Raw genomic sequence first — 23,909 nt, 5'->3', positions numbered from 1 at the left:
CATGGAGATCTGGATCAATCCCGCCTGTTCCAAGTGCCGTGGCGCCCTCGAACTGCTCGACGCGGAAGGGGCCGAGTACACCGTCCGCCGCTATCTGGAGGAGGTGCCGAGCGAGGAGGAGATCCGGGAGGTGCTCGACCGGCTGGGACTCGAACCCTGGGAGATCACCCGCACCGGGGAGCCGGTGGCCAAGGAGCTCGGGCTGAACGACTGGGCGCGGGACGAGAGCACGCGCGGGAAGTGGACGGCGGCGCTGGCCCGGCATCCCCGGCTGATCCAGCGGCCGATCATCACGGCTGACGACGGGTCGGCTGTCGTGGCCCGTACGGAAGAGGCGGTACGGGACGCACTCAGCCGTTCCTGAGGGGGCGCTTCGCCGTACCGGAGAGGGCACTTCGGTGTTCCTGAGGGGGCGCTTCGCCATACCCGAGGGGCCGGTGGCCCTGAGCCGTAGCCCCTGGGCCACGGCTCACGGACCCCGCCCGACCCGGACCGCCGCCGTACGCAGGGCCCGGGTCCCCGGGGCCATGCCCCGGAGCGACCCCTCATCGCTCGTCCGTGCCCGCCACCTTCCCCGTCGCCAGGGCGATCCGGTTCCAGGTGTTGATCGTGAAGACGAGCGCCAGCAGCTGGGCCAGCTCCCGTTCGTCGAAGTGGGCCGCGGCCTCCGCGTACACCGCGTCCGGGACCCCGCCGTCCGCGATCAGCGTGACCGACTCCGTCAGCGCGAGCGCCGCCTGCTCCTTCGCCGTGAAGAAGTGCCGCGCCTCCCGCCAGACGCCCGTCATATGCAGACGCTCCTCGCTCTCCCCCGCCTTACGGGCGTCGCCGGTGTGCATATGCAGGCAGTACGCACAGTGGTTGAGCTGCGAGGAGCGGATCTGCACCAGCTCCACCAGCGCCGGGTCCAGCCCTTCACGGGCCGCCGCGTCCAGTCCGATCACCGCGCGGAACGCCTTCGGCGCCACCTTGGCGAAGTTGAGGCGAGCGGGCTCCGTCTTGATCTCTGCTGTCGTCATGGGTACGAATCTACTGTTGCGTACGACCGATCGTAGGGTGCATTTCAGTGGCGGAATCATGGGTCAATTCGGCGGAGATCCTGGGCGCGGACCTCCATCTGGACCTCTCGGGTCCGGGCGGTCGCCGGGCCGTTCTGATGCGGGCGCTGCGCGAGGCGGTACGCGGCGGACGGCTCGCCCCCGGCGCCCGGCTGCCGCCCTACCGTTCGCTCGCCGCCGACCTCGGCATCGCCCGTAACACCGTCGCCGACGCCTACGCCGAGCTGGTCGCCGAGGGCTGGCTCACCGCCCGCCAGGGCTCGGGCACCCGGGTCGCCCCCCGCGCCGATCCCACCGGGCCGCCGCGCAGACGCGCCGCCCCGGCCCGCGCGGACGCACCGGTGTACGACCTCGTCCAGGGCAGACCCGACCCCTCCGCCTTTCCGCGCGCCGCCTGGCTCGCCGCCGCGCGACGGGCGCTGACCGCCGCCCCGCACGATGTCTTCGGGCCCGGTGACCCGCGCGGGCGGATCGAGCTGCGCGAGGCGCTCGCCGGGTATCTGGCGCGGGTGCGCGGGGTGCGCACCGACCCCGGGCGGATCGTGCTCTGCTCGGGCGCGGCGCACGGGCTGCGGCTGCTCGCGGGGACCGTGGGCGGGCGGTGGGGCGTGGAGGAGTACGGGCTCCCGTTCCATCGCGGGCTGCTGACCGGTGCGGGCGTCACCACCGTGCCGCTGCCGGTCGACGAGCGCGGGGCCGAGGTGAGCGGGCTCGCCCGGGAGCGCGCCGTACTGCTCACTCCCGCGCATCAGTTCCCCACCGGAGGCCCCCTCGGCTCCCGGCGGCGCGCGGCCGTCGTGGACTGGGCGCGGGCGACGGGCGGGCTGGTGGTGGAGGACGACTACGACGGAGAGTTCCGCTACGACAGACAGCCGGTGGGCGCGGTCCAGTCGCTCGATCCCGAACGGGTGGTGCTGCTGGGGTCGGTGAGCAAGAGCCTCTCCCCCACTCTGCGGATCGGCTGGATGGTGCTGCCCGAGGCGCTCGTCGACGACATCGTGGCGGCGAAGGGGGAGCGGGAGCAGTGGTCGAGCGCCACGGAGCAGCTCACCCTCGCGGACTTCATCGTGTCCGGGGAGTACGACCGTCATGTGCGGCGGATGCGCCAGCGCCATCGCCGCCGCCGTGACCGGCTGGTGGCGGCCCTCGCCGAAGGGGCGCCGCAGGTGCGGGTGACCGGGATCGCGGCCGGGCTCCACGCCGTGGTGGAGCTGCCGCCCGGGACCGAGCGGGCCGTGGTCAAGGCGGCCGTCTGGCAGGGGCTGGCGGTGGAGGGGCTCGCCGGCTACCGCCATCCGGACAGCGCGGGCGCGGCCGGGCGGGACGGGCTGGTCGTCGGGTACTCGACCCCGCCGGAGCACCGTTACGGCGACGCGCTCGACGCCCTGTGCCGCGCGCTGCCGCCCGCCGTGGACAAAGCCGCCGCGGAAGAGGAGAGGGAGGAGGCTGTCACGGAAAAGGAGAGGGAGGACGAATCCGGGGGGGGGCGATGAGACGAACGCGCCGGCTCGGCGTATATGACGGCACGGGGAAGGGTCCGTATCGAGCGCTTCGGCCGAGCCCCCGGTCGAGCGGCGGGGACGACCCGTCGTCCGCTCCCCCGTGGGACCGGCCGCTCAGGTCCCCCGCGCCCTTCCCCGAGCCGCGGCCCGCCTGTCCCTCCGGCGGGCCGCGGCGACCTCCCGCCGCCGATCCGCGCGGGCTCAGCGCAGCACCGACTCCGCCTCCGCCAGGATCTCCGTCATCCGCAGCCCGAACCGCGCGTCGCAGGGGTGCGGCACACCCGACCGGATCGACACCCGCAGCTCGTCCACGGCCGCGCGGTAGGCGATGACCGGGTCGTTCCAGCGCGGCAGCACCGCCCTCCCCCGCTCGCCGATGAGCTCCAGGCTCGCCCCGGCGGCCTCGGGCGGGGCGCTCAGCCCGACCGTCGCCGTACTGGACGCCCCCGAGGCGTGGCCCAGCGCCATATGCACGGTGTCCCCGAGGCCGCTCACCGCGCTCACCTCGGTGACGTCGCCGAGCAGCGGAATGAGTACGGAGAGCACATGCGGCCCCACGTCCCACAGCCCGCCTTTCTCCACCCGCCAGGGCGATGGCGCGTCCGGGGTGTCCGCGTCGGGTCCGAGCAGCGCGCCGAGCCAGCGCGCATGGGCCGTGAACCAGCCGCCCGCCGCGACCTGTTCGCCGATCCACGCCGCGGTGTCCGGGGCGAACCGCAGGGTGCAGAAGACCACCGATGCGACCCCGGCGCGCTCGATCGCCTCGGCCGTATCCCGGGCGAGCGCCACGCTGGTGGCGACCGGTTTGTCCAGCAGCACATGGCGGCCCGCGGCGGCGGCCCGGATCACCAGCGGGGCCTGGACGTCCGGCGGCAGGGCGAACGCGGCGGCCTCGCAGACCGCGAGCAGCTCGTCGACACCCTTCTCGCCGGAGTACGCGGTGGTCTCATGGGCCCCGGCGAGCGCCGCCGCCGCCTCGGGGCGTCTGGCCCATACCCCGACCAAGTCCGCCCCGCCGTGGGCGTGGAGCGCCGGGGCGTGGGTCTGCCCGGCCCAGGGGCCGGCGCCGAACAGTCCGAAACGTAGATTCCGTACGGGATGACTCATGGCGCTCAGTGTGCCCGCGAGCGACCGCCCGCCGAAGGGGATTCCGGGGAGCCCCACCCCAAAAGGGACCCCGCCCCGAAGGACCCCTCCACGAGGAAGCCGGCGACCAGTGAGGAATCTCCTGTCACACACGCCACTCAGGTCACTCGTAACACGGGGTTCACAATAGGGCAACGGCGGGGAAATCGGATATTGCCAAGCTGCGCGCAGAACCGCTGCACCCGCAAAGGATGAGGCCCCGTGACTTTCAAGGCTGAGTACATCTGGATCGACGGCACCGAGCCGACCGCCAAGCTGCGCTCGAAGACCAGGATCCTCGCCGACGGCGCCGAGCTGCCCCTCTGGGGCTTCGACGGGTCCAGCACCAACCAGGCCAAGGGCCATTCCTCCGACTGCGTGCTCAAGCCGGTCTACTCCTGCCCCGACCCGATCCGCGGCGGCGAGGGCGATGTACTGGTGCTCTGCGAGGTCCTCAACACGGATCTGACGCCGCACGAGTCGAACACCCGGGCCGAGCTCGCCGAGGTGGCCGAGCGGTTCGCCGCCCAGGAGCCGGTCTTCGGCATCGAGCAGGAGTACACCTTCTTCGAGGGCGACCGTCCGCTGGGCTTCCCGGTCGGCGGCTTCCCGGCGCCCCAGGGCGGCTACTACTGCGGTGTCGGCGTGGACGAGATCCACGGCCGCGACGTGGTGGAGGCGCACCTGGAGAACTGTCTCCGGGCGGGTCTCGGGATCTCCGGCATCAACGCCGAGGTCATGCCCGGCCAGTGGGAGTTCCAGGTCGGCCCGCTGCCTGCGCTCACGGTCGCGGACCAGCTGTGGATCGCGCGCTGGCTGCTCTACCGCACCGCGGAGGACTTCGGCGTCGCGGCGACGCTGGACCCCAAGCCGGTGAAGGGCGACTGGAACGGCGCGGGCGCGCACACCAACTTCTCCACCAAGGCGATGCGCGAGGGGCCCGAGGGGTACGCGGCCATCATCACCGCCTGTGAGTCGCTGGGCGAGGGTTCGAAGCCGTTGGACCACGTCAAGAACTACGGTGCGGGCATCGACGACCGGCTCACCGGTCTGCACGAGACCGCCCCGTGGAACGAGTACAGCTACGGCGTCTCCGACCGGGGAGCCTCGGTCCGTATCCCGTGGCAGGTCGAGAAGGACGGCAAGGGCTATATCGAGGACCGCCGCCCCAACGCCAACGTCGACCCCTATGTGGTGACCCGGCTGATGGTGGACACCTGCTGCGCCGCGCTGGAGAAGGCCGGCCAGGTCTGATCCCCCCTGCCGTCCCCTCGCCGGGGGCGTCCGCCACAGCGGCGGGCGCCCCCGGCGTCGTCGTCAGGGGCGCCGGGGAATTCGGGAGTGAACCAGCGGTACCGGACGGGGAGATGGGGGCTGTCCGTGTCCGTGAGGAAGCCGGGTGTGACGAGATCGGCGTCTCGATCCGTGAGAGGGACCCTCCTTCGGGCCGGGTTCTTCTGATTCAATGAGGCCATGGCCAGCTTCGAACACACCGCGACAGGTCGCTGCGACCTTGAGCCGTTCTGGCCGTCCCGGCAGGACCATGACTTCGACCGGGAGTGTTGCCGCGCGGTGAACGCGCAGGCCCTCTAACGCCGCTCCTCCGGCCTTCGGCCCAGCGCGCACGACGTACGTCCGTCCCACCCGACTCGACGACTCCTCCGCGCGAAAGAGAGCTGACCTCTCATGGCGAACTCCCTTCCCTTCTCCGCCGTCTCCACCGTCTCCGCCGTCTCCGCCGTTCCGGGCGGCTCCGCCGCCGCACGCCCCGCCGCGGGGGTGAGCACCGCCCGCCGCCTCCGGGCCGTCGAACGTGACGAGGTCGTACCGCCGGTGCGGCTGGCTCAGGTGGCGGAGCTGCTGCCGCCGGGGGCCACCTGGCTGCCCGCGCCCCAGCACACCGTGCCCAGCCTGCCCGGCCGGCCCCCGATGGTCGGCTATCTCGTCCTGGTGCCGGCCGATCAGCACCCACCGGCCGCCGTCGGCGGGACGGGTCCGGTGCGGATCGACCAGGCCGAGCGGATCGCGGTGGTGAACGGGCGAGCCCTCGATCTGACCTATCTCGAATTCGAGCTGCTGACGCATCTGGTGACGCATCCGCACCGGGTGCACACCCGCGACCAGCTGGTGACGACGGTGTGGGGCTATGGCCATGTGGGCGACGGACGGACCGTGGACGTCCATGTCGCCCGGCTCCGCCGCAAGCTGGGCGCCGAGCACCGCCACACGATCCAGACCGTGCGGCGGGTCGGCTACAAGTACACGCCGTGAGGCACCGCTGACGACGGGCGGGCCCGGGCCCGCCCGTCGTCCCGGCGCGCGTACGGAGTCCCGCCCGCCGGACGGACGGGACTTCGACGATACGACCTACGTACGCGTACGCGTACGGAGTCTCGCCACCGCTCCCAGCGCCAGATCGAGCGCCAGGAACGCCAGCAGGCTGATCCCGAGCAGCGGGATGAACCAGCCCACGGCCGCCGTGACCGCGATCAGCGGAAGCAGCGCGCTCACCGGGACCCGGCGCCAGGCTCCCCGGGGTATCGGACGGCCGCCGAACCCCTGTCCCCGGACGGAGCCGCGCAGCCACCACATCCGGTAGCCCCAGACGATCAGCAGGATGAGCGCGAGGGCGAGCGCGGCCAGCGCGAGCTGGTTGGGCAGGCCCAGGAACACGCCCGTGTGCGCGTCGATGCCGTAGCGGGTGAGCTTGGCGAGCACCGGGTAATCGGCGAACCGGAGCTCATCGATCACCGCGCCGTCGCCCGGGTCGACGGCGACCGAGTCGAGCTGGACCGGGAAGACGGTGTCCCGCTCCTTGATGACATAGCCGGTGCCCTCGGCGGGCAGGCTGATCGCCAGCTCGCCGGAGTCGATCCCGGCGCCGCGGGCGGACTCAAGCGCCTGGTCGAGCCCGATGTCGGCGCCCTGGTGCGCGGAGCCCGAGCCGCCGCCGTGGTGGCCCTCGTGCTCGCCGCCCCCGCCGGAGCCCGCGTCGATCGCCGCGGAGACCGCCGGGGTCGCGCCGCCGAGCTGGTCCTGGATCGCGCCGATGTTCTCACCGGCGTAACGGGACCAGGTCAGTCCGGTCGCGGAGAGCAGCACCAGACCGGTCACGGCCCACAGGCCGACGGAGCCGTGCAGGCCGAGGACCTTGCGCCGGCCCTTGGCGCCGCGTTCGGGCCGGAACAGCTCGCGCTTGGCGGTGCGTCTGCGGCCGAGCCAGAGCAGCAGACCGCCGAGTGCGACGGCCCAGAGCCAGGACGCGGCCAGTTCGCTGTAGTGGCGGCCGAACTCGCCCAGCCGCAGATCCCGGTGGAGCTCGTCCACCCAGGTGCGCAGCGGAAGGGCGCCGGAGCTGCCGTAGGAGGTCAGTTCGCCGCGTATCCCGGCGGTGTACGGGTCGACGAAGACGGCGAGGGACTTGCCCTCCTCGATGCCCGGCGCGCTCATCAGCACCCGGGTGGTGGCGTCGTCCTCGGCCGCGGGCCAGACGGCGGTCACCGTGCCGTCCGGCCGGGCTTCCCGGGCGGCTTCGACCTGGGCGGAGAGGGGCAGGGCCCCCTCGCCCGCCGGGACGGTCAGCTCCTGCCGGTAGACGATCTTCTCGGCCTGGAAGGAGAGGGCGTACAGCAGTCCGCTGACAGCGGCGATCAGCAGCAGCGGGCCGACCAGCAGGCCGGCGTAGAAGTGGATGCGGAGGGCGAGGGGCCGCAGGGCGCTCCAGCCCGAGGAGGAGCCCGACGGGGCCTCCCGCTCGGTCTCGGTGCTGCCCTCGACGGGGGCTTCGATGGCCATGATGGTCCTGTGGAGTCGAGGTCGACAAGGGGAAACCGGCCCCAGGTCAGACAGTGGCTCCGGGGGCCGTGGCGCGGGGTGCGGGGAGCACCGGCGGACCACGGCGGATCAGGGTGTGGCCGAGCAGCAGGGTCTGGCGGCGCGGACGGGCCGCCCGCCGCCGGTGTCCGGCGGGCTTCGGGGCCCCGGGCAGCGGCGCCGCGGTGAGCGGCGGGCGCAGCGGGGTGAAGGCGAGGGCGCCGACGGCGCGGACGAGCTTGAGGAAGGCTGTCTCGCCGTGGGAGAGCCAGACGGCGCAGAAGGCGGCGGCGAGGAGATGGGCGGCGACCATGGCGACGGGCGACGGGCCGAGGAGGGGCGCGTCGGCGGCCAGCGCGTGGGCGGCGGGTGGGGCGGCGCCGTGGAGAGGTACGGGGGCGGATGCGGAGACGGGGGCGGGGCCGTGGAGTTGGGCCTGGGCGAAGTGGAGATGGAGCCCGCCCTGCGCGGCGAGCAGTCCGAGCCCGATGGTGAGCGCGCCACGGCGGCGGGAGCCCGCCAGCCAGGCGAGGGCCGTGATGGGCGGGAAGGCGGGGAGCAGAAGATCCAGGGGGATGTCATGACCAGATGTGAAGGAATGCCCCATAGCAGCTAGCGATATGCATATCGCCGCGAAAAGCGCGGCACGCAGAGCGCGGAGCGGCGACCGGGCATCAGTCATGGTGCGCACATGCTGCCATCCCGCACGGCCGGGGCGGGAGGGGGGCGTGTGTGGGGAATCTCCCAGGGGCCGGCGGGAGCGGGATGCCGGGCAGGGCCCAGCGGGAGCGGGATGCCGGGCAGGGCCCGGCGGGTGCAGGGGCGCGGGGGCGCAGGGGTACAGGGGCCCAGCGGGTGCAGCGTGTGCAGGGGCCCAGCGGGTGCAGGGGCGCGGGGGCAGCGTCGTGAGCATCGGCACGGTGCTGGTGGATCACGCGCTCGCCGGATTCCCCGCCTCCGCCCCGGCGGCCGGCAAGGCAGGCGCCCACGCGCTCACCACCAGCCGGGCCGCCGAACTCACGGCCGACGGGATCAGGTTCAATCCGGTGGCGTCCGGAACAATCAGGACCCCACTGCACGCCGACTCGGGGTACAGAGCACGGGCAGACCTCCGGCCGGGGCCGGTGGTCCGTGCTTCCTCCCGCAGCGGAAACGCTGGTCAGCGCTTGGCGCGACGGGGCAGAGTCGCCTCATGAGACTTCTGATTCTGGGCGGCACCGAGTTCGCCGGGCGGGCCGTCGCCGAAGCGGCCGTCGGGCGGGGATGGGATGTCACCGTCTTCAACCGGGGGCGGCACAAGGCCCCGGAGGGCGTCACCGCGCTGCTCGGCGACCGCACCCGACCCGGTGGGCTCGACGCGCTCCGGGACGGCCGCTGGGACGCGGTGGTCGACACCTGGGCAGCCGCGCCCCGGGTCGTACGGGACTCGGCACGGCTGCTGGCCGACCGCGCCGACCGCTATGTCTATGTGTCGAGCTGCTCGGTGTACGCGTGGCCGCCCGCCGTCGGGTTCGACGAGACCGCCCCGGTGGTCGACGCCTCCCCCGACGCCGGTGACGTCCCGTACGCCGAGGCCAAGCGCGGCGGGGAGCTCGCCGTCCTCGACGCGTTCGGCGCGGACCGGTCGCTGCTGGTCCGCGCCGGGCTGCTGCTCGGGCCCTGGGAGAACATCGACCGTCTGCCCTGGTGGCTGCGGCGGATCGAGCGGGGCGGCCCGGTGCTCGCGCCAGGACCCCGGGACAACCCCCTTCAGTACATCGACATCCGCGATCTCGCCGAGTGGACCCTCTCGGCGGCCGAGGCCGGACTCGACGGCCCGTACAACCTGGTGAGCGAGCCGGGCCACACCACGATGGAGGAGCTGCTGACGGCCTGTGTGCGGGTCACCGGCTCCACCGCCGAGCTGCGCTGGACGCCGCCCGGGGAGATCCTGTCCGCCGGGATAGAGCCCTGGACGCAGCTGCCGGTCTGGGTGCCCCGGACCGAGGCCGCCGAGCTGCACAACTCGGTCTACGGGGTCAGCGTGGCCAAGGCCCTCGGCGCGGGGCTGCGCTGCCGCCCGGTGGCCGAGACCGTCGCCGACACCTGGAGCTGGCTCCGCTCGATCGGCGGCGTCCCGCCCGAGCGCCCCGGCCGGGTGTCGCGCGTGGGTCTGGCCCCGGAGCTGGAGGCGAAGGTCCTCGGGCTCTGAGGCAGCCGGACCGCCGGAAAGCCGTACGCGGAACCACGCGCCGGAGCCCGGTCCGCCGCACAGCCCTGCGGCCCTGCGGCCCTGCGGCGGACCGGGCGAGCCGGACCGCACCGGGGCCCCGCGCCATCCCTGGCGCGGGGCCCCGGTCCCGTATCACCGCACCCTCACCGGCGCTCCCCGGCCCGCCGGGTCACCGTGCTCCGGACCGGAGGACGCCGCGCCGGCGGACGCCGGGCCTGACGACGCCGCGCAGGAAGGCTCCGCCTCGCCGTGCGACACCTCCGGCAGCCGTCGCAGCAGCCTCGGCGTACGCCAGTTGCGCTCGCCCAGCAGCGCCATCACCGACGGCAGCAGCACCATCCGCACCACCGTCGCGTCCAGCAGCACCGCCACCGCCAGGCCCACGCCCATCTGCTTCATGTCCTGCATGGAGAGGGTGCCGAAGACCGCGAACACCGCCACCATGATCGCCGCCGCGCCCGTCACCGCGCCCGCGGTGGCCCGGACGCCCTCGCTGATCGCGGCCCGCGTCCCCACCCCCCGGTCGTACGCCTCGCGGATCCGGGAGACCACGAAGACGTGGTAGTCCATCGAGAGTCCGAAGAGCACCACCAGGACGAACAGCGGTATCCAGCTCTGGACCGCGCCCACCGCCTCCGTGCCGAGCAGCCCGGCGCCCCAGCCGTGCTGGAAGACGGCGGTCATCACGCCGTAGGCGGCGCCCACCGAGAGCAGATTGAGCACGATCGAGGTCACGGCGACGACATACGACCGGAAGCAGAACAGCATCAGCAGAAAGGTCACACCGGCGATGAAGGCGAAGACCGGTGCGATCCCGCGCCGCAGCTGCTCGCTGAAGTCGACGGACTCGGCGAGCGTCCCGGTGACATACGCCCGCGCCCCCGTGCCCTCGAACGCGGCGGGCACGGTCTCCTCCCGCAGCTTCGCCAGCGCGTCCCGGGAGCGGTCGTCGGCGCCGTTCCCGGCGAGCGGGACCTCGATCTCGGCGATGGACTCGGCCCGGTGGACGGTGACCCGGTCGAAGCGGGCCAGCGCCTCCCGTACCGGCCCGGCGGTGATGTCATCGGCCGCGACGACCACCAGCGCGGGCTCGGGACCGACCGGGAACGCCTCCGCGATCCTCTGGTGGGCGATGGCGAGCCCGGAGTCCGAGCCGAACTGCTTCTCCCAGCCGAGCTGTTCGGTCTTCATGCCCACGGCGGGCGCGGCCAGCGCCAGCAGGACCGCCGCCCCGACCGCCGCGAACAGCTTCGGCCGGGCCAGCACGGGCCGCAGCACCGAAGCCGCGACCGCCCCGCTCTGCTGTGCGCCGCGCTTGCCCCGGCGGCTGAGGAAGGGGACGCGTCCCGCGCCGGTGCGGTCGCCGAGCCAGGCGAGCAGCGCCGGCAGCACGGTCACCGAGCCGAGCATCGCGATGAAGACGACGAGGATGGTGGCGAGGGCGAAGCCCTCGAAGAGCATCAGCCCGGAGAGGAACATCCCGGCCATGGCGACCATCACCGTGACCCCGGAGACCAGCACGGCCCGCCCGCTGGTCGCGGCGGCGATCCGCAGCGCGGTCTCCGCGTCCCGCCCGGCGGCCCGCTCATCGCGCTCACGGCGCAGATAGAACAGGCAGTAGTCGACGCCCACGGCCAGCCCCATCAGGAACATCACCGAGTACGTGGTCGAGAACAGCGGGAGCTGATGGCTGGCGATCGAGAGCAGTCCGAAGGCCGCGAGGCAGGCGGTGAGCGCGAGCGCGACCGGCAGCAGGGCGGCGACGACCGCGCCGAAGGCGACCAGCAGAATGCCCAGCGCCAGCGGCACGGCGGTGAACTCGGCCTTCACGAAGTCGTCGGCGAGCAGGTCGTCGAGCCACTTCTCCGCGCTGGCGTCGCCGAACTGGTGCACCTCGACGCCGTCGTGGCCCGCGCCCGCCGACCGTACGGCGTCGAGCACCGGCCCGACCCGGTCGGCGGCCGTCTCCGGGTCGCCCTCGATCTCGAAGCGGATCAGCGCCTCACGGCCGCTCTCCGAGACGAGCGGCGGACGCACCTTCGCGGCCTCGCCGGTCCTCCCGATCGCCTCGGTGAGCTCCGCCGCGGCCGTCTTCCAGCCCCCGGCGCGCTCGGCGGCGACCAGGACGAGCTCACCGGCGGGCCGGTCGAGACCGGCGTCGTCGAGGATCTTCTGCGCCTTCGCGGACGCGCCCGCGCCCTGTTCGGACGCGGACATCTCGACCCTGCCCACCGCACCGCCGATGCCCGCGGTCAGCACGACGAACATCAGCCAGCCGATCACCGCCGTCTTCCGGTGGTGTGCGCTCCACACACCGATACGCGCCGCGAGATTGCGCCTCATGATTGTCTAGCCCCCAGGGTCAGGCCGGTGAACACCGGACAGGTCGAGTACGACGGTAGAAACCGGCGCGCTCGTCCCCCAGCCGTCGAGCCCCCCTCTCCCGGAGCCATAAGGCGAGGTCAAGGGGGTGGTGCTGGATACACCCCCGGTCCGGTGGCAGGGCCCAGTGCCGCCGCGCGGCGCTCGGGACAGACTGGGGTCAGAGCCCGTACCGGCAGAGTCGGGGCGGGCGGGGAAGAGACACCGACGAGGGGGAGCCCGATGGGCGCGATGAGAGTACGTACAGCCTTGGCAGCCGCCGTCCAAGGGCTGGCGCTGGCGCTGCTGGCGCTGATCGGATCGGTCACCCTCTTCGTGCTGACGGTGGTCTCCATCGTCCTGATCCCGATCGGCGTCGGCGTCTTCACCACCCCGGCCGTGCTGGGGCTGGTCCGGGCGCACGCAGGCCGCCGCCGGCTGCTGGCCGCCCGGTGGGCCGCGCTGCGGATACCCGCCGCGTACCGGCCCTTCCCGGTCGATCCGCGCGGCGGGATCACCGGCCGGGTCGAGCGCTGCTCGCTGCTGCTGAAGGACCCCGCCGTCCGGCGTGATGTCCAGTGGCTGCTGGTGGACATGACCGCGGGGGCCGTCGTCGCGGTGCTCGCGCCGGGGCTGATCCTCCACGGCGTCTTCGGTCTGCTGGTCGCCGCCGGTCTCTGGATCCCGCTCGCCGACGCGGAGAACGGCCCCTACTGGTACGCGTTCGTCCCGGTCGAGGGGTGGGGTACGGGCACTCTCGCCGGGCTGCTCGGCCTCGCGCTGATCGCCGTCGCGCTCTGGGCGAACACCGCGCTCGTACGCACCCACTTCGCCCTCGTGGGCGCGGTGCTGCGGCCGGGCCGCGAGGGCGAGCTGGAGGAGCGGATCGGCCGGCTCACCGAGACCCGGCATGACGCGCTGGACACCTCGGCGGCCGAGCTGCGCCGGATCGAGCGCGATCTGCACGACGGCGCGCAGGCCCGGCTGGTGGCCATGGGCATGAATCTGGGGGCGATCGAGGCGCTGGTGGAGAAGGACCCGGCGCGGGCGAAGGAGCTCATCGCCAAGGCCCGGGAGTCCTCCGCCGAGGCGCTGACCGAGCTGCGCGATCTGGTCCGGGGCATCCATCCGCCGGTGCTGGCCGAGCGGGGGCTCGGGGACGCGGTCCGGGCGCTGGCGCTGCGGCTGCCGGTCCGGACCGAGGTCGATGTGGAGCTGGCGGGCCGGACCGGGGCGCCGGTGGAGTCGGCGGCGTACTTCGCGGTCAGCGAGGCGCTCACCAACGCGGTCAAGCACGCGGGGGCCGAGCGGATCTGGGTGGACATCACCCATGCCGAGGGCTCGCTGAGGATCGCCGTCACCGACGACGGCCGGGGCGGCGCGACCGTCGGCGGCTCCTCCGCGTCCGACTCCGCGTCCGGCGACGGCTCCGCATCCGACTCCGGCTCCGGCTCCGGAACGGGTCTGAGCGGAATCGAACGGAGACTGGGTACATTCGACGGCGTCCTGGCCGTCAGCTCGCCCGCGGGCGGCCCCACCATGGTCACCATGGAGATCCCTTGCGAGTTGTTCTAGCCGAAGACCTCTTTCTGCTGCGCGACGGTCTGGTGCGGCTGCTGGAGGCGTACGACTTCGAGATCCTGGCCGCCGTGGAGAGCGGGCCCGAGCTCACCGAGGCCCTGGCCGAGCTGAAGCCGGACGTCGCCGTCGTCGACGTCCGGCTGCCGCCGTCGCACACGGACGAGGGCCTTCAGTGCGCGCTGGCGGCGCGGCGGGCGCGGCCGGGGCTGCCGGTGCTGGTCCTCTCCCAGCATGTGGAGCAGCTGTACGCGCGGGAGCTGCTGGCCGACGGCAATGGCGGGGTCGGCTATCTGCTCAAGGACCGGGTCTTCGACGCGGACCAGTTCATCGACGCGGTGCGGCGGGTGGCGGGCGGGGGCACGGCGATGGATCCGCAGGTGATCTCCCAGCTGCTCTCGCGCCGTTCCCAGGACAGGCCCATGGGGAAGCTGACGCCGCGGGAACGGGAGGTCATGGAGCTGGTGGCCCAGGGGCGTTCCAACGCGGCGATAGCCGAGCGGCTGGTGGTGACCGAGCGGGCGGTGGCGAAGCACACCTCGAATATCTTCGGCAAGCTCGATCTGCCGGTGTCGGACGACGACAACCGCCGGGTGCTGGCGGTACTGGCCTATCTGGACCGGGGCTGACGCCCGCGCGGGCGTCAGCCCCGGTCCATGGATTCCATGACAATCCGATGAACGGCATGGCGGAGTGCGTCAACACCGGTCAGCGGCACCGGTGATGCGATCCGGGCCGGCCGCCCTGGATCGACGAGCGCCGCCGTCGTGGTCGCCGCCACGCCGATCGGCGTCATCGGCCGCCGGAACAGACGACGGCCGCCGTCAACATCACAACTCCCGATATCAGATGGGCAGTAGATCGCGCTACGGCGTGCGCCGTCATCCGCGTGCGGCCATCGTGCCTCCACGATCCCGTTCCACGCGGCCGGACGCCCGGTAACCTGCGCCACGCACGCACCGGTTGTGACGTGGGTAACACGGAGGCGCTGATGGTCGAGCTGTCGAGACGCGAGGTCCTGGGCACCGCGGGAGCGATCGGCGTGAGCTCGGCGCTCACGGTCCCGGTCACGGTCCCGGCCCCGGAGGCCGCCGCCGCGGCGCACCGCGGCGGCGGGGTCGCGGCCCCGTTCAGCACCGCCCCCGCGCGGGCCGCGCTGCGACGGCTGCTGCCCCGGCACGCGGAGCAGTTCCTGCTGAAGCCGCTGAGCGGCGGCGCCGAGCGGTTCGAGGTCACCGGCACCACCGGCCGGATCGAGGTCGCGGGCACCTCCCCCGCCGTGCTCCTCACCGGGGCGCACTGGTATCTCAAATACCGCTGCCGGGCCCATGTCTCCTGGTCCGGCAGCCAGCTGAGACTGCCGGGGAAGCTGCCAGCGCCGCGCGCCGCGCTGGCCCGCTCGGCGACGGTGCCGCACCGGTTCGTGTGCAACGACACCCATGACGGCTACACCGGCCCGTACGCCGACTGGCCACGCTGGGAGCGGCTGCTGGACGTCCTCGCCCTGCACGGCTGCAACGAGGTGCTGGTCACCCCGGGCCAGGAGGCGGTCTACCACCGGCTGCTCATGGACTTCGGCTACTCGGACGCGGAGTCCCGCGCCTGGCTGCCCGCGCCCTCGCACCAGCCCTGGTGGCTGCTCCAGAACATGAGCGGATACGGCGGCCCGCTCTCCCCCGAGCTGCTGGCCAAGCGCACGGAGCTGGGGCGGCGGATCGTGCGGCGGATGCGCGAGCTGGGGATGCGGCCGGTGCTGCCGGGGTACTTCGGCACGGTCCCGGAGGGGTTCGCCGACCGGAACCCCGGGGCCCGTACCATCCCCCAGGGCAGCTGGAACGGGCTGCCCCGCCCCGACTGGCTGGACCCCCGCTCCACCGTCTTCCCCGAGGTCGCCGCCGCCTTCTACCGGCATCAGCGGACGCTCTTCGGCGCGGCCGACTCCTTCAAGATGGATCTGCTGCACGAGGGCGGCGAGGCCGGAGACGTCCCCGTCGCCGCCGCCGCCCGCGCGGTCGAGACCGCCCTGCGCACGGCCCGGCCCGGCGCGACCTGGGTGATCCTGGGCTGGCAGGCCAATCCGAGCCCGGCGCTGCTCGACGCCCTCGACACCAGCCGGGTGCTGATCGTGGACGGGCTCTCCGATCTGGACACGGTCACCGACCGGGAGCGGGAGTGGCGGGGCACGCCCTACGCCTTCGGCACCATCCCCAACTTCGGCGGGCGCACCACGATCGGCGCGAACACCGACCGCTGGACGGCGCGGTTCACGGCCTGGCGCGACAAGCCGGGCAGCGCGCTGGCGGGCACCGCGTACATGCCGGAGGCGGCGGAGCGCGATCCGGCGGCGCTGGAGCTCTTCAGCGAGCTGGCCTGGCGGGAGGAGCGCATCGACCGGGACGCCTGGTTCCGGGAGTACGCGCGGATCCGCTACGGCGGCCCCGACCCGGCGGCCGAGGACGCCTTCGCCGCGCTGGCCGCGACCGCGTACCGGCTGACCAGCCCGGACGGCCGCCCGTACGACTCGCTCTTTCTGCGCAGGCCGAGTCTGACCTCGGCCATCGCGACGGCCTACGATCCGGCCGTCTTCGACCGGGCGTTCGCCTCGCTGCTGACGGCGGACCGGCGGCTGCGCGACTCGGACGCCTACCGCCACGATCTCACCGACCTCGCCCGGCAGGCGCTGGCGAACCGCTCGCGCACCCTTCAGCCGGCGCTGCAGACCGCGTACGCGGAGAAGGACGCCGAGACCTTCCGCGCCGTCGCCGCGCTCTGGCTGAAGCTGATGCGGCTGGCGGACACGGTGGCCGGATGCCATCGGGCGTTCCAGGTCGGACCGTGGCTGGCGGACGCCAGACGGCTGGCGACCAGCCCAGCGGAGGCCGACGGACTGGAGCGGACCGCCCGGACCCTGATCACCACCTGGGGCGACCGCACGGTGGCCGGGCACTTGAGCAACTACGCCAACCGGGACTGGCAGGGCCTGATCGCCGATGTGCATCTGCCCCAGTGGGAGCGGTATCTGACGGAGCTGACGGCGGCGCTGGAGGAGGAGCGGGCCCCGGGGTCCTTCGACTGGTATCCGGACGAGGAGGCGTGGACCCTGGACCGGCGGGCGTATCCGCTGCGGCCCACCGGCGATGTGCGCAAGGTCGCCCAGCGGGTGTACGAGACCCTCGCCGCCGCGCCCTATCAGGGGCAGACGGCCATCACCTCGGACCCGCCCGCCTTCCGGCCCGGCGGCTCCGGGACGGTCACGGCGGCCTTCCGCAACCTCGGCGGGCTGCGGGGGACCGGCCGGATCGATCTCACCCTGAGCAGCGCCCTGCTGGCCCCCGGGCCCGAGGGCACGGTCCGGCTCGGCCCGGTGCCCGCCGGCGGCGGCGGCTCGGTCTCCTGGCGGGTGCGGGCCCCCGCCGAGCCCCTCACCGAGCCGCTGCGCGCGCTGCCGTACGCACTGGAGGTCCGGTACGGGCCGCACGGCGAGGACCGGGTGGCGCCCACCCAGCGGGGCGCGCTGTACGCCGCCGCGCCGCTGGAGCCCGGATGGCACGTCTTCACCACCAACGCGGCGGTCTTCGGGCAGTTCGGCGAACGGTTCGCGATCAACGGCGCGGGCCGGGACCTCTGGCGTGGCATCGCGCACTTCGGCGCCGCCTACCGCAGGGCCGCGCTGACCCCGGGCGGCCGGGCCGAGCTCCGGGTGGACAGCCAGGACGCCACCTCCCCCTGGGCACGGGCGGGGATCATCGTCCGCAACGATCTGACGGCCCCCGGCGACGCGGGCTTCATGAATCTGGCGGTGACCCCCGGCCAGGGCGTGGTCCTGTCGTACGACTCCAACGGCGACGGCACGCTGGACGCCTATCAGCGGGTGAAGGGGGTGCGCGCCCCGGTGCTGCTGCGGCTGCTCCGGGGCGCGGGGGCGTCGTTCACCGGCCTGTTCTCGGCGGACGGGGGCCTGAGCTGGCGGACGGTGGGGACGGTGACGGTCCCGGGGGCCGCGGCGGTCGCGGACGTGGGCCTGTTCATGTCGGCGATGAACGGGGGCAGCGGAGCGCGGGGCACCGTCTGCTTCCGGGACTGGAGTCTGACCCTCTCCTGACGGCGGCACCGGTCGACGGGGCCGTTCCCACGGGGCGGACGGCTGGTACTCGCCCTGTAGAACAGGTGCGCGGACAGCAGTCGGTAGGCTGTTCGCATGACGACCGGGGTACGCCGCAGGATGGGCGTCGAGGAGCGCAGAAAGCAGCTGATCGGTGTGGCGCTGGAGCTGTTCAGCGCCCGCTCCCCCGACGAGGTGTCGATAGACGAGATCGCGGCGGCGGCCGGCATCTCCCGCCCGCTCGTCTACCACTACTTCCCCGGCAAACAGAGCCTGTACGAAGCGGCGCTGCGCCGTGCGGCCGACGATCTGGCCGCCCGGTTCGACGAGCCGCACCGAGGGCCGCTGGGGGCCCGGCTGCTCCGGGTCATGAAGCGCTACTTCGACTTCGTCGACGACCACGGGCCCGGTTTCTCCGCGCTGATGCGCGGCGGCCCGGCCGTCGGCTCGACCACCGCCAAGGCGATGATCGACGAGGTCCGGCAGGCCGCGTACGACCAGATCATGGCGCATCTGGGCATCACGGAGCCCCCGGTGCGGCTGGCGCTGGTGGTGCGTTCCTGGGTGTCGCTGGCCGAGTCGACCGCGCTGATCTGGCTGGACGGCCGGGAGATCCCGCGCGCGGAGCTGGAGCTCCAGCTGGTGCACGACTTCGCTGCGCTCTGCGCGGTGAGCGCGGCGTACGACGACGAGATGGCCGCGCTGGTGGCGGGGATGCTCGCGGGCGAGCCGCTGGAGGGCCCGTTCGGCGATCTGGCCGGGCGGCTGATGGCGATGGCCCCCGAGGTGATGGCCCGGGTGCCCGCGCCGAGACCCCCGGGGTGATGGCCCGGGTGCCCGCGCCGAGAACGAGCTGAGCCGGCCGGAGCGTCGGGAGCGGGAGGAGCGTCGGGAGCGACGGAAGCCCCCGGCCCCGGGATCGCTCCCGGGGCCGGGGGCTCGGCCTGATCCGTCGGACAGGCCCCGGGTCCGTCAGCCGCGTTCGAAGACCGCGACCGTCCGCGCCGGGACGGTGAAGGTCCCCGAGCTCTTCTCGTACGCCGAGGACTTGACCGTACGGTCCGATCCGCCCGCCTGCACCGGGTGCAGCCGGTACCCCTCACCGGCGAGGGCGTCGACCCGCTGCTCCCGGGCCTGTGTGGTCGCGTTGAAGACCACGACCAGCTCCCCCGCCCGCATGGTGATCACTCCGGGGGTCTCGTCCTTCCCGGAGAGCGGGAAGGAGACGGCCGACTGCACCCGCTCCGCCGAGTCGAGGCTGAAGACCTTCTCGCCGCTGCGGATGCTCAGCAGATCCCGGTAGGCGTCCGCCGCCCCGGTGATCTCCGCGCAGCCCGCGGTCAGCGACGGGGCCGCCAGCAGGGGCCTGGCGAAGGACCACTTGGGCTGGTTGTCGGCCGCCGGCGGCAGCCCCCGGCCGAAGCCGTTGCCGTCCCGGCAGTCCCAGTGGACGGCGTTGTACCAGTCCCCGCTGTCGTAGGAGTTGCGGTCCAGCGACTTGGAGCGCAGCAGATCCGTGCCCGCCTGGGAGAGCGCGGGCCCCTGGGAGAGCAGCGCGGTCGCCATGGCCAGCACCTGCATCCGCGCCCGGTCGGCCGCCGGGGTGTCCTTCGGCAGCTTGAAGGCGAGCGCGTCGTACAGCGTCTCGTTGTCGTGGGCGTCCGCGTAGGCGAGCGCGTCGCCCGGGACCTCGGCGTATCCGGCGGGTGAGCCGTTGTAGTCGACCTCGGAGCCCTTGACGGTCCTGCCCCGGGTGTCGGTGAAGGAGTACGCGGCGAGGCTGCCGGTCAGACCGACCTTGACCAGGTCCTGGTAGTGCAGCAGCCGGGCCTTCTGCTGCTCCGGGCTGCCGTTGTCGGCGGCGGGGTTGGGGTCGGTGTAGAGGCCGGAGGCGAAGCCCTGCACCCCCGGGTCGTCGTCGAAGGGGCCGCCGCCGCGCACCGCGTCGCGGGCCCGGTCGGAGAAGGTCGCGACGCCGGTGCCAGCCATGTTCTTCTGGGTGGCCTGCACGAAGCGGGCGTCGTCGGCGATCTCGCCGAAGTTCCAGCCCTCGCCGTAGAGGATGATCTTCTTTCCGTCGACTCCGTCCCGGGCGGGGGTCAGCGCGTCCAGCGCCTCGCGGACGGCGAGGATGTTGGCCTTGGGGTGGTGGCCCATCAGATCGAAGCGGAAGCCGTCGACCTTGTACTCCTTGGCCCAGGTGACCACGGAGTCCACGACCAGCTTGCCCATCATGGCGTTCTCGGGCGCGGTGTTGGCGCAGCAGGTGGAGCTGGCCACGGTGCCGTCGGCGAGCAGCCGCTGGTAGTAGCCGGGCACGATTCTGTCGAGGACGGATTTATCGGACTGTCCGCTTGCGACGGTGTGGTTGTAGACCACGTCCATGACCGTGCGCAGGCCGGTCTTGTTGAGCCCGGCGACCATCTCGCGGAACTCGACGGTGCGCCGGGTCCCCTCCGGGTCGGAGGCGTAGGAGCCCTCGGGCACGGTGTAGTGCAGCGGGTCGTAGCCCCAGTTGTAGGCGTCCTTCGCGGCGGCTTTGGCGACGCATGCCTGCTGCTCGGCCGAGTCCGGTGCGTACACCTTGAGGTCGCAGGCGGGGGTCTGCTGGTCGGAGCGGCGCTCGGGGATGGTGCCGATGTCGAAGGCGGGCAGCAGATGGACGTAGGAGGTTCCGCTGTCGGCCAGTTTCGTCAGATGCCGCATTCCGGCCGAGGCGCGGTCGGTGAAGGCGCGGTACTGGCCGGGGTGGCTGGCGGTGCGGTCCGCGATGGAGAAGTCGCGGATGTGCAGCTCCTGGATCTGGGCGTCGCGCAGCGGCACGGCGGCCGGTTTCCGCAGGGTGCGCCAGCCCTTCGGAGCGAGCTTCGGGTCGGTCAGATCGACGGCGAGGCTGCGCTGGGAGTCGGTGGTCAGGGCGGTGGAGTAGGGGTCGGTGACCTTGTTGACGACGGTCTTGCGCACGCTGGGGGCCCAGACGGCGACGCGGTAGCGGTAGGGCTTGCCGGTCCAGCTCTTCGGCCCCTGCACGGACCAGACCCCGCTGTCGGAGTCGCGGCGCATGGGCACGGTGCGGCCGTCGAGTTCGAGGGCGACGGTGCGCGCGGTGGGGGCCCAGACCGAGAGGGAGACGCCGTCGCCGGTGAAGACCGGTCCGAGGGCGGCCTTGGTCGCCTTCTTCGCGTACAGGTCGTCGAGGACACCGGCGGTCTGCACTCCGGTGGCGGCGAGCAGCGCTCCGTTGGACGCTCGCTGTGTGGCGATCAGCTGTCCGCGCAGGGACTCCCGTGTCCGGTTCTGGTCGCGGGGGTCGACGGTGAACGCCGGGTACTCCTTGAGGTGCGGGAACTTCGCCTTCTGCGCGGCGGTGAGCTCGCCGGGCGTGAGCCGCAGCCAGCGGCCCTCGTCGCTGAGCGCGCCGTCCTCGACGGTGATCCCGCCTTCGGCGGCGTACACCAGCTGCTGGCTGGTGGCGTCGGTGGCCTTCACCTTCCAGACGACGGTCCGGCGGTCGATCCACTGGGCCTCGGCCTTGCCGAGGTCGAGCGTGGGCACGGCGCCGGCCTGCGGGAGCAGATGCTTCGGCTGACCGGCGAGCAGCCAGACCTCGTTGCCGTGGGCGGCGAGGTCGAGGGACTGGTCGCTGGGCAGATCCTTCTCGTCGCCCTTGTGGAGGATGTAGCTCAGCGAGGTGGCGCCCGGGGCGAGGGGGACCTCGAAGGTGGCTCCGTAGGCGTTCTCGCGGATGGGCTTCAGGGGCTTGGACCAGTCGGTGGGATCGGCCGCGCCGGTCCAGGTGTGCAGTCCCCAGCCGTCGTACTCCCCGTCCGGCCGGTGGTAGTGGAGGGTCGCTTTGGTCTTGTCCTGCGGCGGGTAGACCCCGCTGGGCGCGCGGTCCGACTGGCCGTCCTCGCCCTGTTCGATCCAGACCTGGCCGGTGCGGGAGAGGTCGACGGTGCGCCGGGGGCCGTCGTCGGTGCCGTCCTTGGCGACGGTGTACGAGACACTGGACGCGCCTTCGGGGAGCTTGACCCAGGCGAACGCGCCGTAGGCGTCGCGTCCGGCGAAGGGCGCGCTGCCTGTTCCGGTGTTCAGCCGCCAGCCGTCGTAGTCGCCGTCCGCGCGGCGGTAGTGGACGACGGCGTACTCGCGCTCGACGGCCACCGGCTTCCCGGCGGGCGGGGCCGCTCCGGCGGTGGTGGAGCCGCGCGCGCTGTCGGTGCGGCCCGCCGCGTCCACGACGACGGCCTTGTAGCGCAGCGGGGTGCCGGCCTTCACCTTCGGGTCGATGGCGTGGGTGACCTGGTAGGGGGCGTGGTCGGCGGAGCCGAGGGTGCGCCAGGGGCCGTTGCCTGCCTGGGCGGCGAAGACGACCCGGCCGAGCTGTCCGCCGTCCGCTTCGGCGGCGATCTCGACGGTGCCATGGGCTCCGGCGGCCGGGGGCTTGATGGTGACGACAGGCTTGCCCGCGGGCAGCGGCTGCCGCTTGTCCGCCTTGAGGACCAGGGACGACAGCGCCGGGACGGTGACCGTCAGCTTGCGGTCGGCTCCGGTGCGGAGGGGGGCGCTGTCGCCGTAGAGGGCGCGGAAGACGGTGTCCGGGGTGCCGGTGGTGAGTTCGGCCTTCCGCGGCGCGGTGCTGTTGTTGACGGCGACCAGGTATTCGTACCGCTGCTTCGGATCGGTACGGGAGTGGGCGTAGACGGAGCCCTCGGCGTACCGCTGCTGCTGGACGCCGTCGCGCAGGGCCGGGTGGGCCTTGGTCAGCCGGGAGAGCTCGGCGATCGAGCGGTAGAGGGGGTGCCGGGTGTCATAGGCGTCCGAGGCGTGGGTGCGGTCGGTGCCGAGCTGGTCGTCGTCGAGATAGTCGGCGGTCCTGGAGGCGAAGAGGCTCTGGCGGGCGTCCTTGTCGCCGCCCGCTCCGGTGAAGCCCTGCTCGTCCCCGTAGTAGATCACCGGGTTGCCCCGGGAGAGGAACATCAGCTCGTTGGCGAGCCGGGCACGCCGGACGAGTTCGGCGTCGCCGGCCCCGGGGTTGTCCTGCTTGAGGAAGGCCCCGAAGCGGCCCATGTCGTGGTTGCCGAGGAAGCTCACCTGTTCATAGGCGTTGGCCTTGTCGGTGGTGTAGCGGTAGTCCTGGGCGAAGACCTTGGCGAGCCGGTCGGCGGGGGCGCCCTGGGACGCGTAGGCGCGGGCGGCGTCCTGGAAGGGGAAGTCGAGGGTCGAGTCGAGCCGCCCCTGGGTGACATAGGGCGCGGTGACCGCCGGGTCGGCGGAGTAGACCTCGCCGAACATGAAGAAGTCGTCCCGGCCCCGCTTGGCGGCGTAGGCGTCGAGGGCGGTGGCCCACTGGGTCCAGAACTCCATGTCGACGTGTTTCACGGTGTCGATGCGGAATCCGTCGATGTCGAAGTCGCGGACCCACTTCCGGTAGATCCGCTCCATGCCCGTCACGACCTCGGGCCGCTCGGTCCACAGATCGTCCAGACCGGAGAAGTCGCCGTGTTCGGAGCTCTCCCCGGCGAAGGTGGAGTCGCCCCGGTTGTGGTACATCGTGGGGTCGTTGAGCCAGCCGGGGACCTTCTTGGCGTCGCGTGCCCTCGGGGTGTACGGGAACGAGTCCGCGTCCACCTCCGGGACGCCCGCGCGGTCGTCGAAGGGGCGTCCTTCGCGGTCGAGATAGGGGTAGGCGCCCTTGGGCTTGTAGCCGTATTTCTTCTCGGCGTAGTCGACGGTGTCGGCGGTGTGGTTGGTGATGACGTCGAAGAAGACCTTCATGCCCTTGGCATGGGCGTTGTCGATCAGGGTCTCCAGGTCCTCGTTGGTCCCGAAGTGCGGGTCGACCTGGGTGAAGTCGGTGATCCAGTAGCCGTGGTACGCGGCGCTGGCGTCCTTGCCCTCGCCCTGCACGGGCCGGTTCTTGAAGATCGGGGCGAGCCAGATGGAGGTGGTGCCCAGGCCCTTGATGTAGTCGAGCTCCGAGGTCAGGCCCTTGAGGTCGCCGCCCTGGTAGAAGCCCTTGTCGGCGGGGTCGTAGCCGGTCTCCAGCCGGCCGCCGGTCAGACCGCCCCGGTCGTTGCGGGCGTCGCCGTTGGCGAAGCGGTCCGGCAGGACGAAGTAGAACTGCTCCCGGGTGAGGTCGTGGCGGGCGGGCTCGG

General features: G+C 72.9%; 17 protein-coding genes. 10 read left to right on the top strand and 7 right to left on the bottom strand.

Annotation, left to right across the window (positions count from 1 at the left end):
• The first annotated feature begins 1 nt into the window (after window position 1).
• A complete protein-coding gene (locus FF041_RS17215; RefSeq protein ID WP_153523629.1) occupies window positions 2–364 on the top strand; it encodes an arsenate reductase family protein in 363 nt (120 codons plus the stop codon).
• A 181-nt stretch (window positions 365–545) separates the two neighbouring features.
• On the opposite strand, the gene FF041_RS17210 is transcribed toward FF041_RS17215, so the two are convergent.
• The gene (locus FF041_RS17210) at window positions 546–1,019 is read right to left on the bottom strand and encodes a carboxymuconolactone decarboxylase family protein (protein WP_194292062.1); all 474 of its coding nucleotides are present in this window, start codon (window positions 1,017–1,019) and stop codon (window positions 546–548) included.
• 47 nt (window positions 1,020–1,066) lie between these two features.
• On the opposite strand from FF041_RS17210, the gene pdxR reads away from it, so the two are divergent.
• On the top strand, window positions 1,067–2,551 hold the full coding sequence (gene pdxR / locus FF041_RS17205) for a MocR-like pyridoxine biosynthesis transcription factor PdxR (RefSeq protein WP_323391973.1): 1,485 nt from the start codon (window positions 1,067–1,069) through the stop codon (window positions 2,549–2,551).
• Window positions 2,552–2,761: 210 nt separating this feature from the next.
• On the opposite strand, the gene FF041_RS17200 is transcribed toward pdxR, so the two are convergent.
• On the bottom strand, window positions 2,762–3,667 hold the full coding sequence (locus FF041_RS17200) for a Gfo/Idh/MocA family protein (RefSeq protein ID WP_153523627.1): 906 nt from the start codon (window positions 3,665–3,667) through the stop codon (window positions 2,762–2,764).
• A 240-nt stretch (window positions 3,668–3,907) separates the two neighbouring features.
• On the opposite strand from FF041_RS17200, the gene glnII reads away from it, so the two are divergent.
• Window positions 3,908–4,939, top strand: coding sequence for a glutamine synthetase (glnII, locus tag FF041_RS17195; protein WP_323391972.1), 1,032 nt, complete (start codon window positions 3,908–3,910; stop codon window positions 4,937–4,939).
• 432 nt (window positions 4,940–5,371) lie between these two features.
• Window positions 5,372–5,956, top strand: coding sequence for a winged helix-turn-helix domain-containing protein (locus FF041_RS17190; protein ID WP_153523626.1), 585 nt, complete (start codon window positions 5,372–5,374; stop codon window positions 5,954–5,956).
• Between the two features lie 96 nt (window positions 5,957–6,052).
• On the opposite strand, the gene FF041_RS17185 is transcribed toward FF041_RS17190, so the two are convergent.
• Together FF041_RS17185 and FF041_RS17180 are read right to left on the bottom strand one after the other, a co-directional pair.
• Window positions 6,053–7,480 carry a PepSY-associated TM helix domain-containing protein gene (locus FF041_RS17185; protein WP_153523625.1) on the bottom strand — a complete coding sequence of 476 codons (1,428 nt, stop codon included), beginning with the start codon at window positions 7,478–7,480 and terminating at the stop codon, window positions 6,053–6,055.
• Between the two features lie 46 nt (window positions 7,481–7,526).
• The gene (locus tag FF041_RS17180) at window positions 7,527–8,105 is read right to left on the bottom strand and encodes a hypothetical protein (RefSeq protein WP_153523624.1); all 579 of its coding nucleotides are present in this window, start codon (window positions 8,103–8,105) and stop codon (window positions 7,527–7,529) included.
• Between the two features lie 13 nt (window positions 8,106–8,118).
• On the opposite strand from FF041_RS17180, the gene FF041_RS17175 reads away from it, so the two are divergent.
• Together FF041_RS17175 and FF041_RS17170 are read left to right on the top strand one after the other, a co-directional pair.
• Window positions 8,119–8,694 (top strand): SDR family oxidoreductase, encoded by a 576-nt coding sequence (locus tag FF041_RS17175; RefSeq protein ID WP_153523623.1) that lies wholly within the window; start codon window positions 8,119–8,121, stop codon window positions 8,692–8,694.
• On the top strand, window positions 8,691–9,689 hold the full coding sequence (locus FF041_RS17170) for an NAD-dependent epimerase/dehydratase family protein (protein ID WP_153523622.1): 999 nt from the start codon (window positions 8,691–8,693) through the stop codon (window positions 9,687–9,689). Before FF041_RS17175 ends, FF041_RS17170 begins: the two co-directional genes overlap by 4 nt.
• Before the next feature lie 153 nt (window positions 9,690–9,842).
• Here FF041_RS17170 and FF041_RS17165 read toward each other — a convergent pair whose 3' ends face one another.
• A complete protein-coding gene (locus FF041_RS17165) occupies window positions 9,843–12,053 on the bottom strand; it encodes an MMPL family transporter (RefSeq protein ID WP_153523621.1) in 2,211 nt (736 codons plus the stop codon).
• A 270-nt stretch (window positions 12,054–12,323) separates the two neighbouring features.
• Here FF041_RS17165 and FF041_RS17160 point away from each other — a divergent pair, with 270 nt between their 5' ends.
• Window positions 12,324–13,646 (top strand): sensor histidine kinase, encoded by a 1,323-nt coding sequence (locus tag FF041_RS17160; RefSeq protein WP_407698167.1) that lies wholly within the window; start codon window positions 12,324–12,326, stop codon window positions 13,644–13,646.
• Window positions 13,631–14,278, top strand: a complete 648-nt coding sequence (locus FF041_RS17155) for a LuxR C-terminal-related transcriptional regulator (protein ID WP_153523619.1) — start codon at window positions 13,631–13,633, stop codon at window positions 14,276–14,278. The genes FF041_RS17160 and FF041_RS17155 overlap by 16 nt, the downstream gene beginning before the upstream one ends.
• Window positions 14,279–14,292: 14 nt before the next feature.
• Here FF041_RS17155 and FF041_RS17150 read toward each other — a convergent pair whose 3' ends face one another.
• Entirely contained in the window at window positions 14,293–14,601 is a 309-nt protein-coding gene (locus FF041_RS17150) for a hypothetical protein (RefSeq protein ID WP_153523618.1), read from the bottom strand.
• 39 nt (window positions 14,602–14,640) lie between these two features.
• Between FF041_RS17150 and FF041_RS17145 the strand changes: the two genes are divergently transcribed.
• Entirely contained in the window at window positions 14,641–17,751 is a 3,111-nt protein-coding gene (locus FF041_RS17145) for an alpha-N-acetylglucosaminidase (protein WP_153523643.1), read from the top strand.
• A 96-nt stretch (window positions 17,752–17,847) separates the two neighbouring features.
• Window positions 17,848–18,576 (top strand): TetR/AcrR family transcriptional regulator, encoded by a 729-nt coding sequence (locus tag FF041_RS17140; RefSeq protein ID WP_153523617.1) that lies wholly within the window; start codon window positions 17,848–17,850, stop codon window positions 18,574–18,576.
• Between the two features lie 147 nt (window positions 18,577–18,723).
• Here FF041_RS17140 and pulA read toward each other — a convergent pair.
• On the bottom strand, window positions 18,724–23,909 hold a 5,186-nt coding region (gene pulA, locus FF041_RS17135; protein ID WP_153523616.1), incomplete at its 5' end, for a pullulanase-type alpha-1,6-glucosidase.

This window comes from Streptomyces jumonjinensis (assembly GCF_009600885.1).
Lineage (GTDB): Bacteria > Actinomycetota > Actinomycetes > Streptomycetales > Streptomycetaceae > Streptomyces > Streptomyces jumonjinensis.
This window is presented reverse-complemented; position numbering and strand designations above follow the sequence as displayed.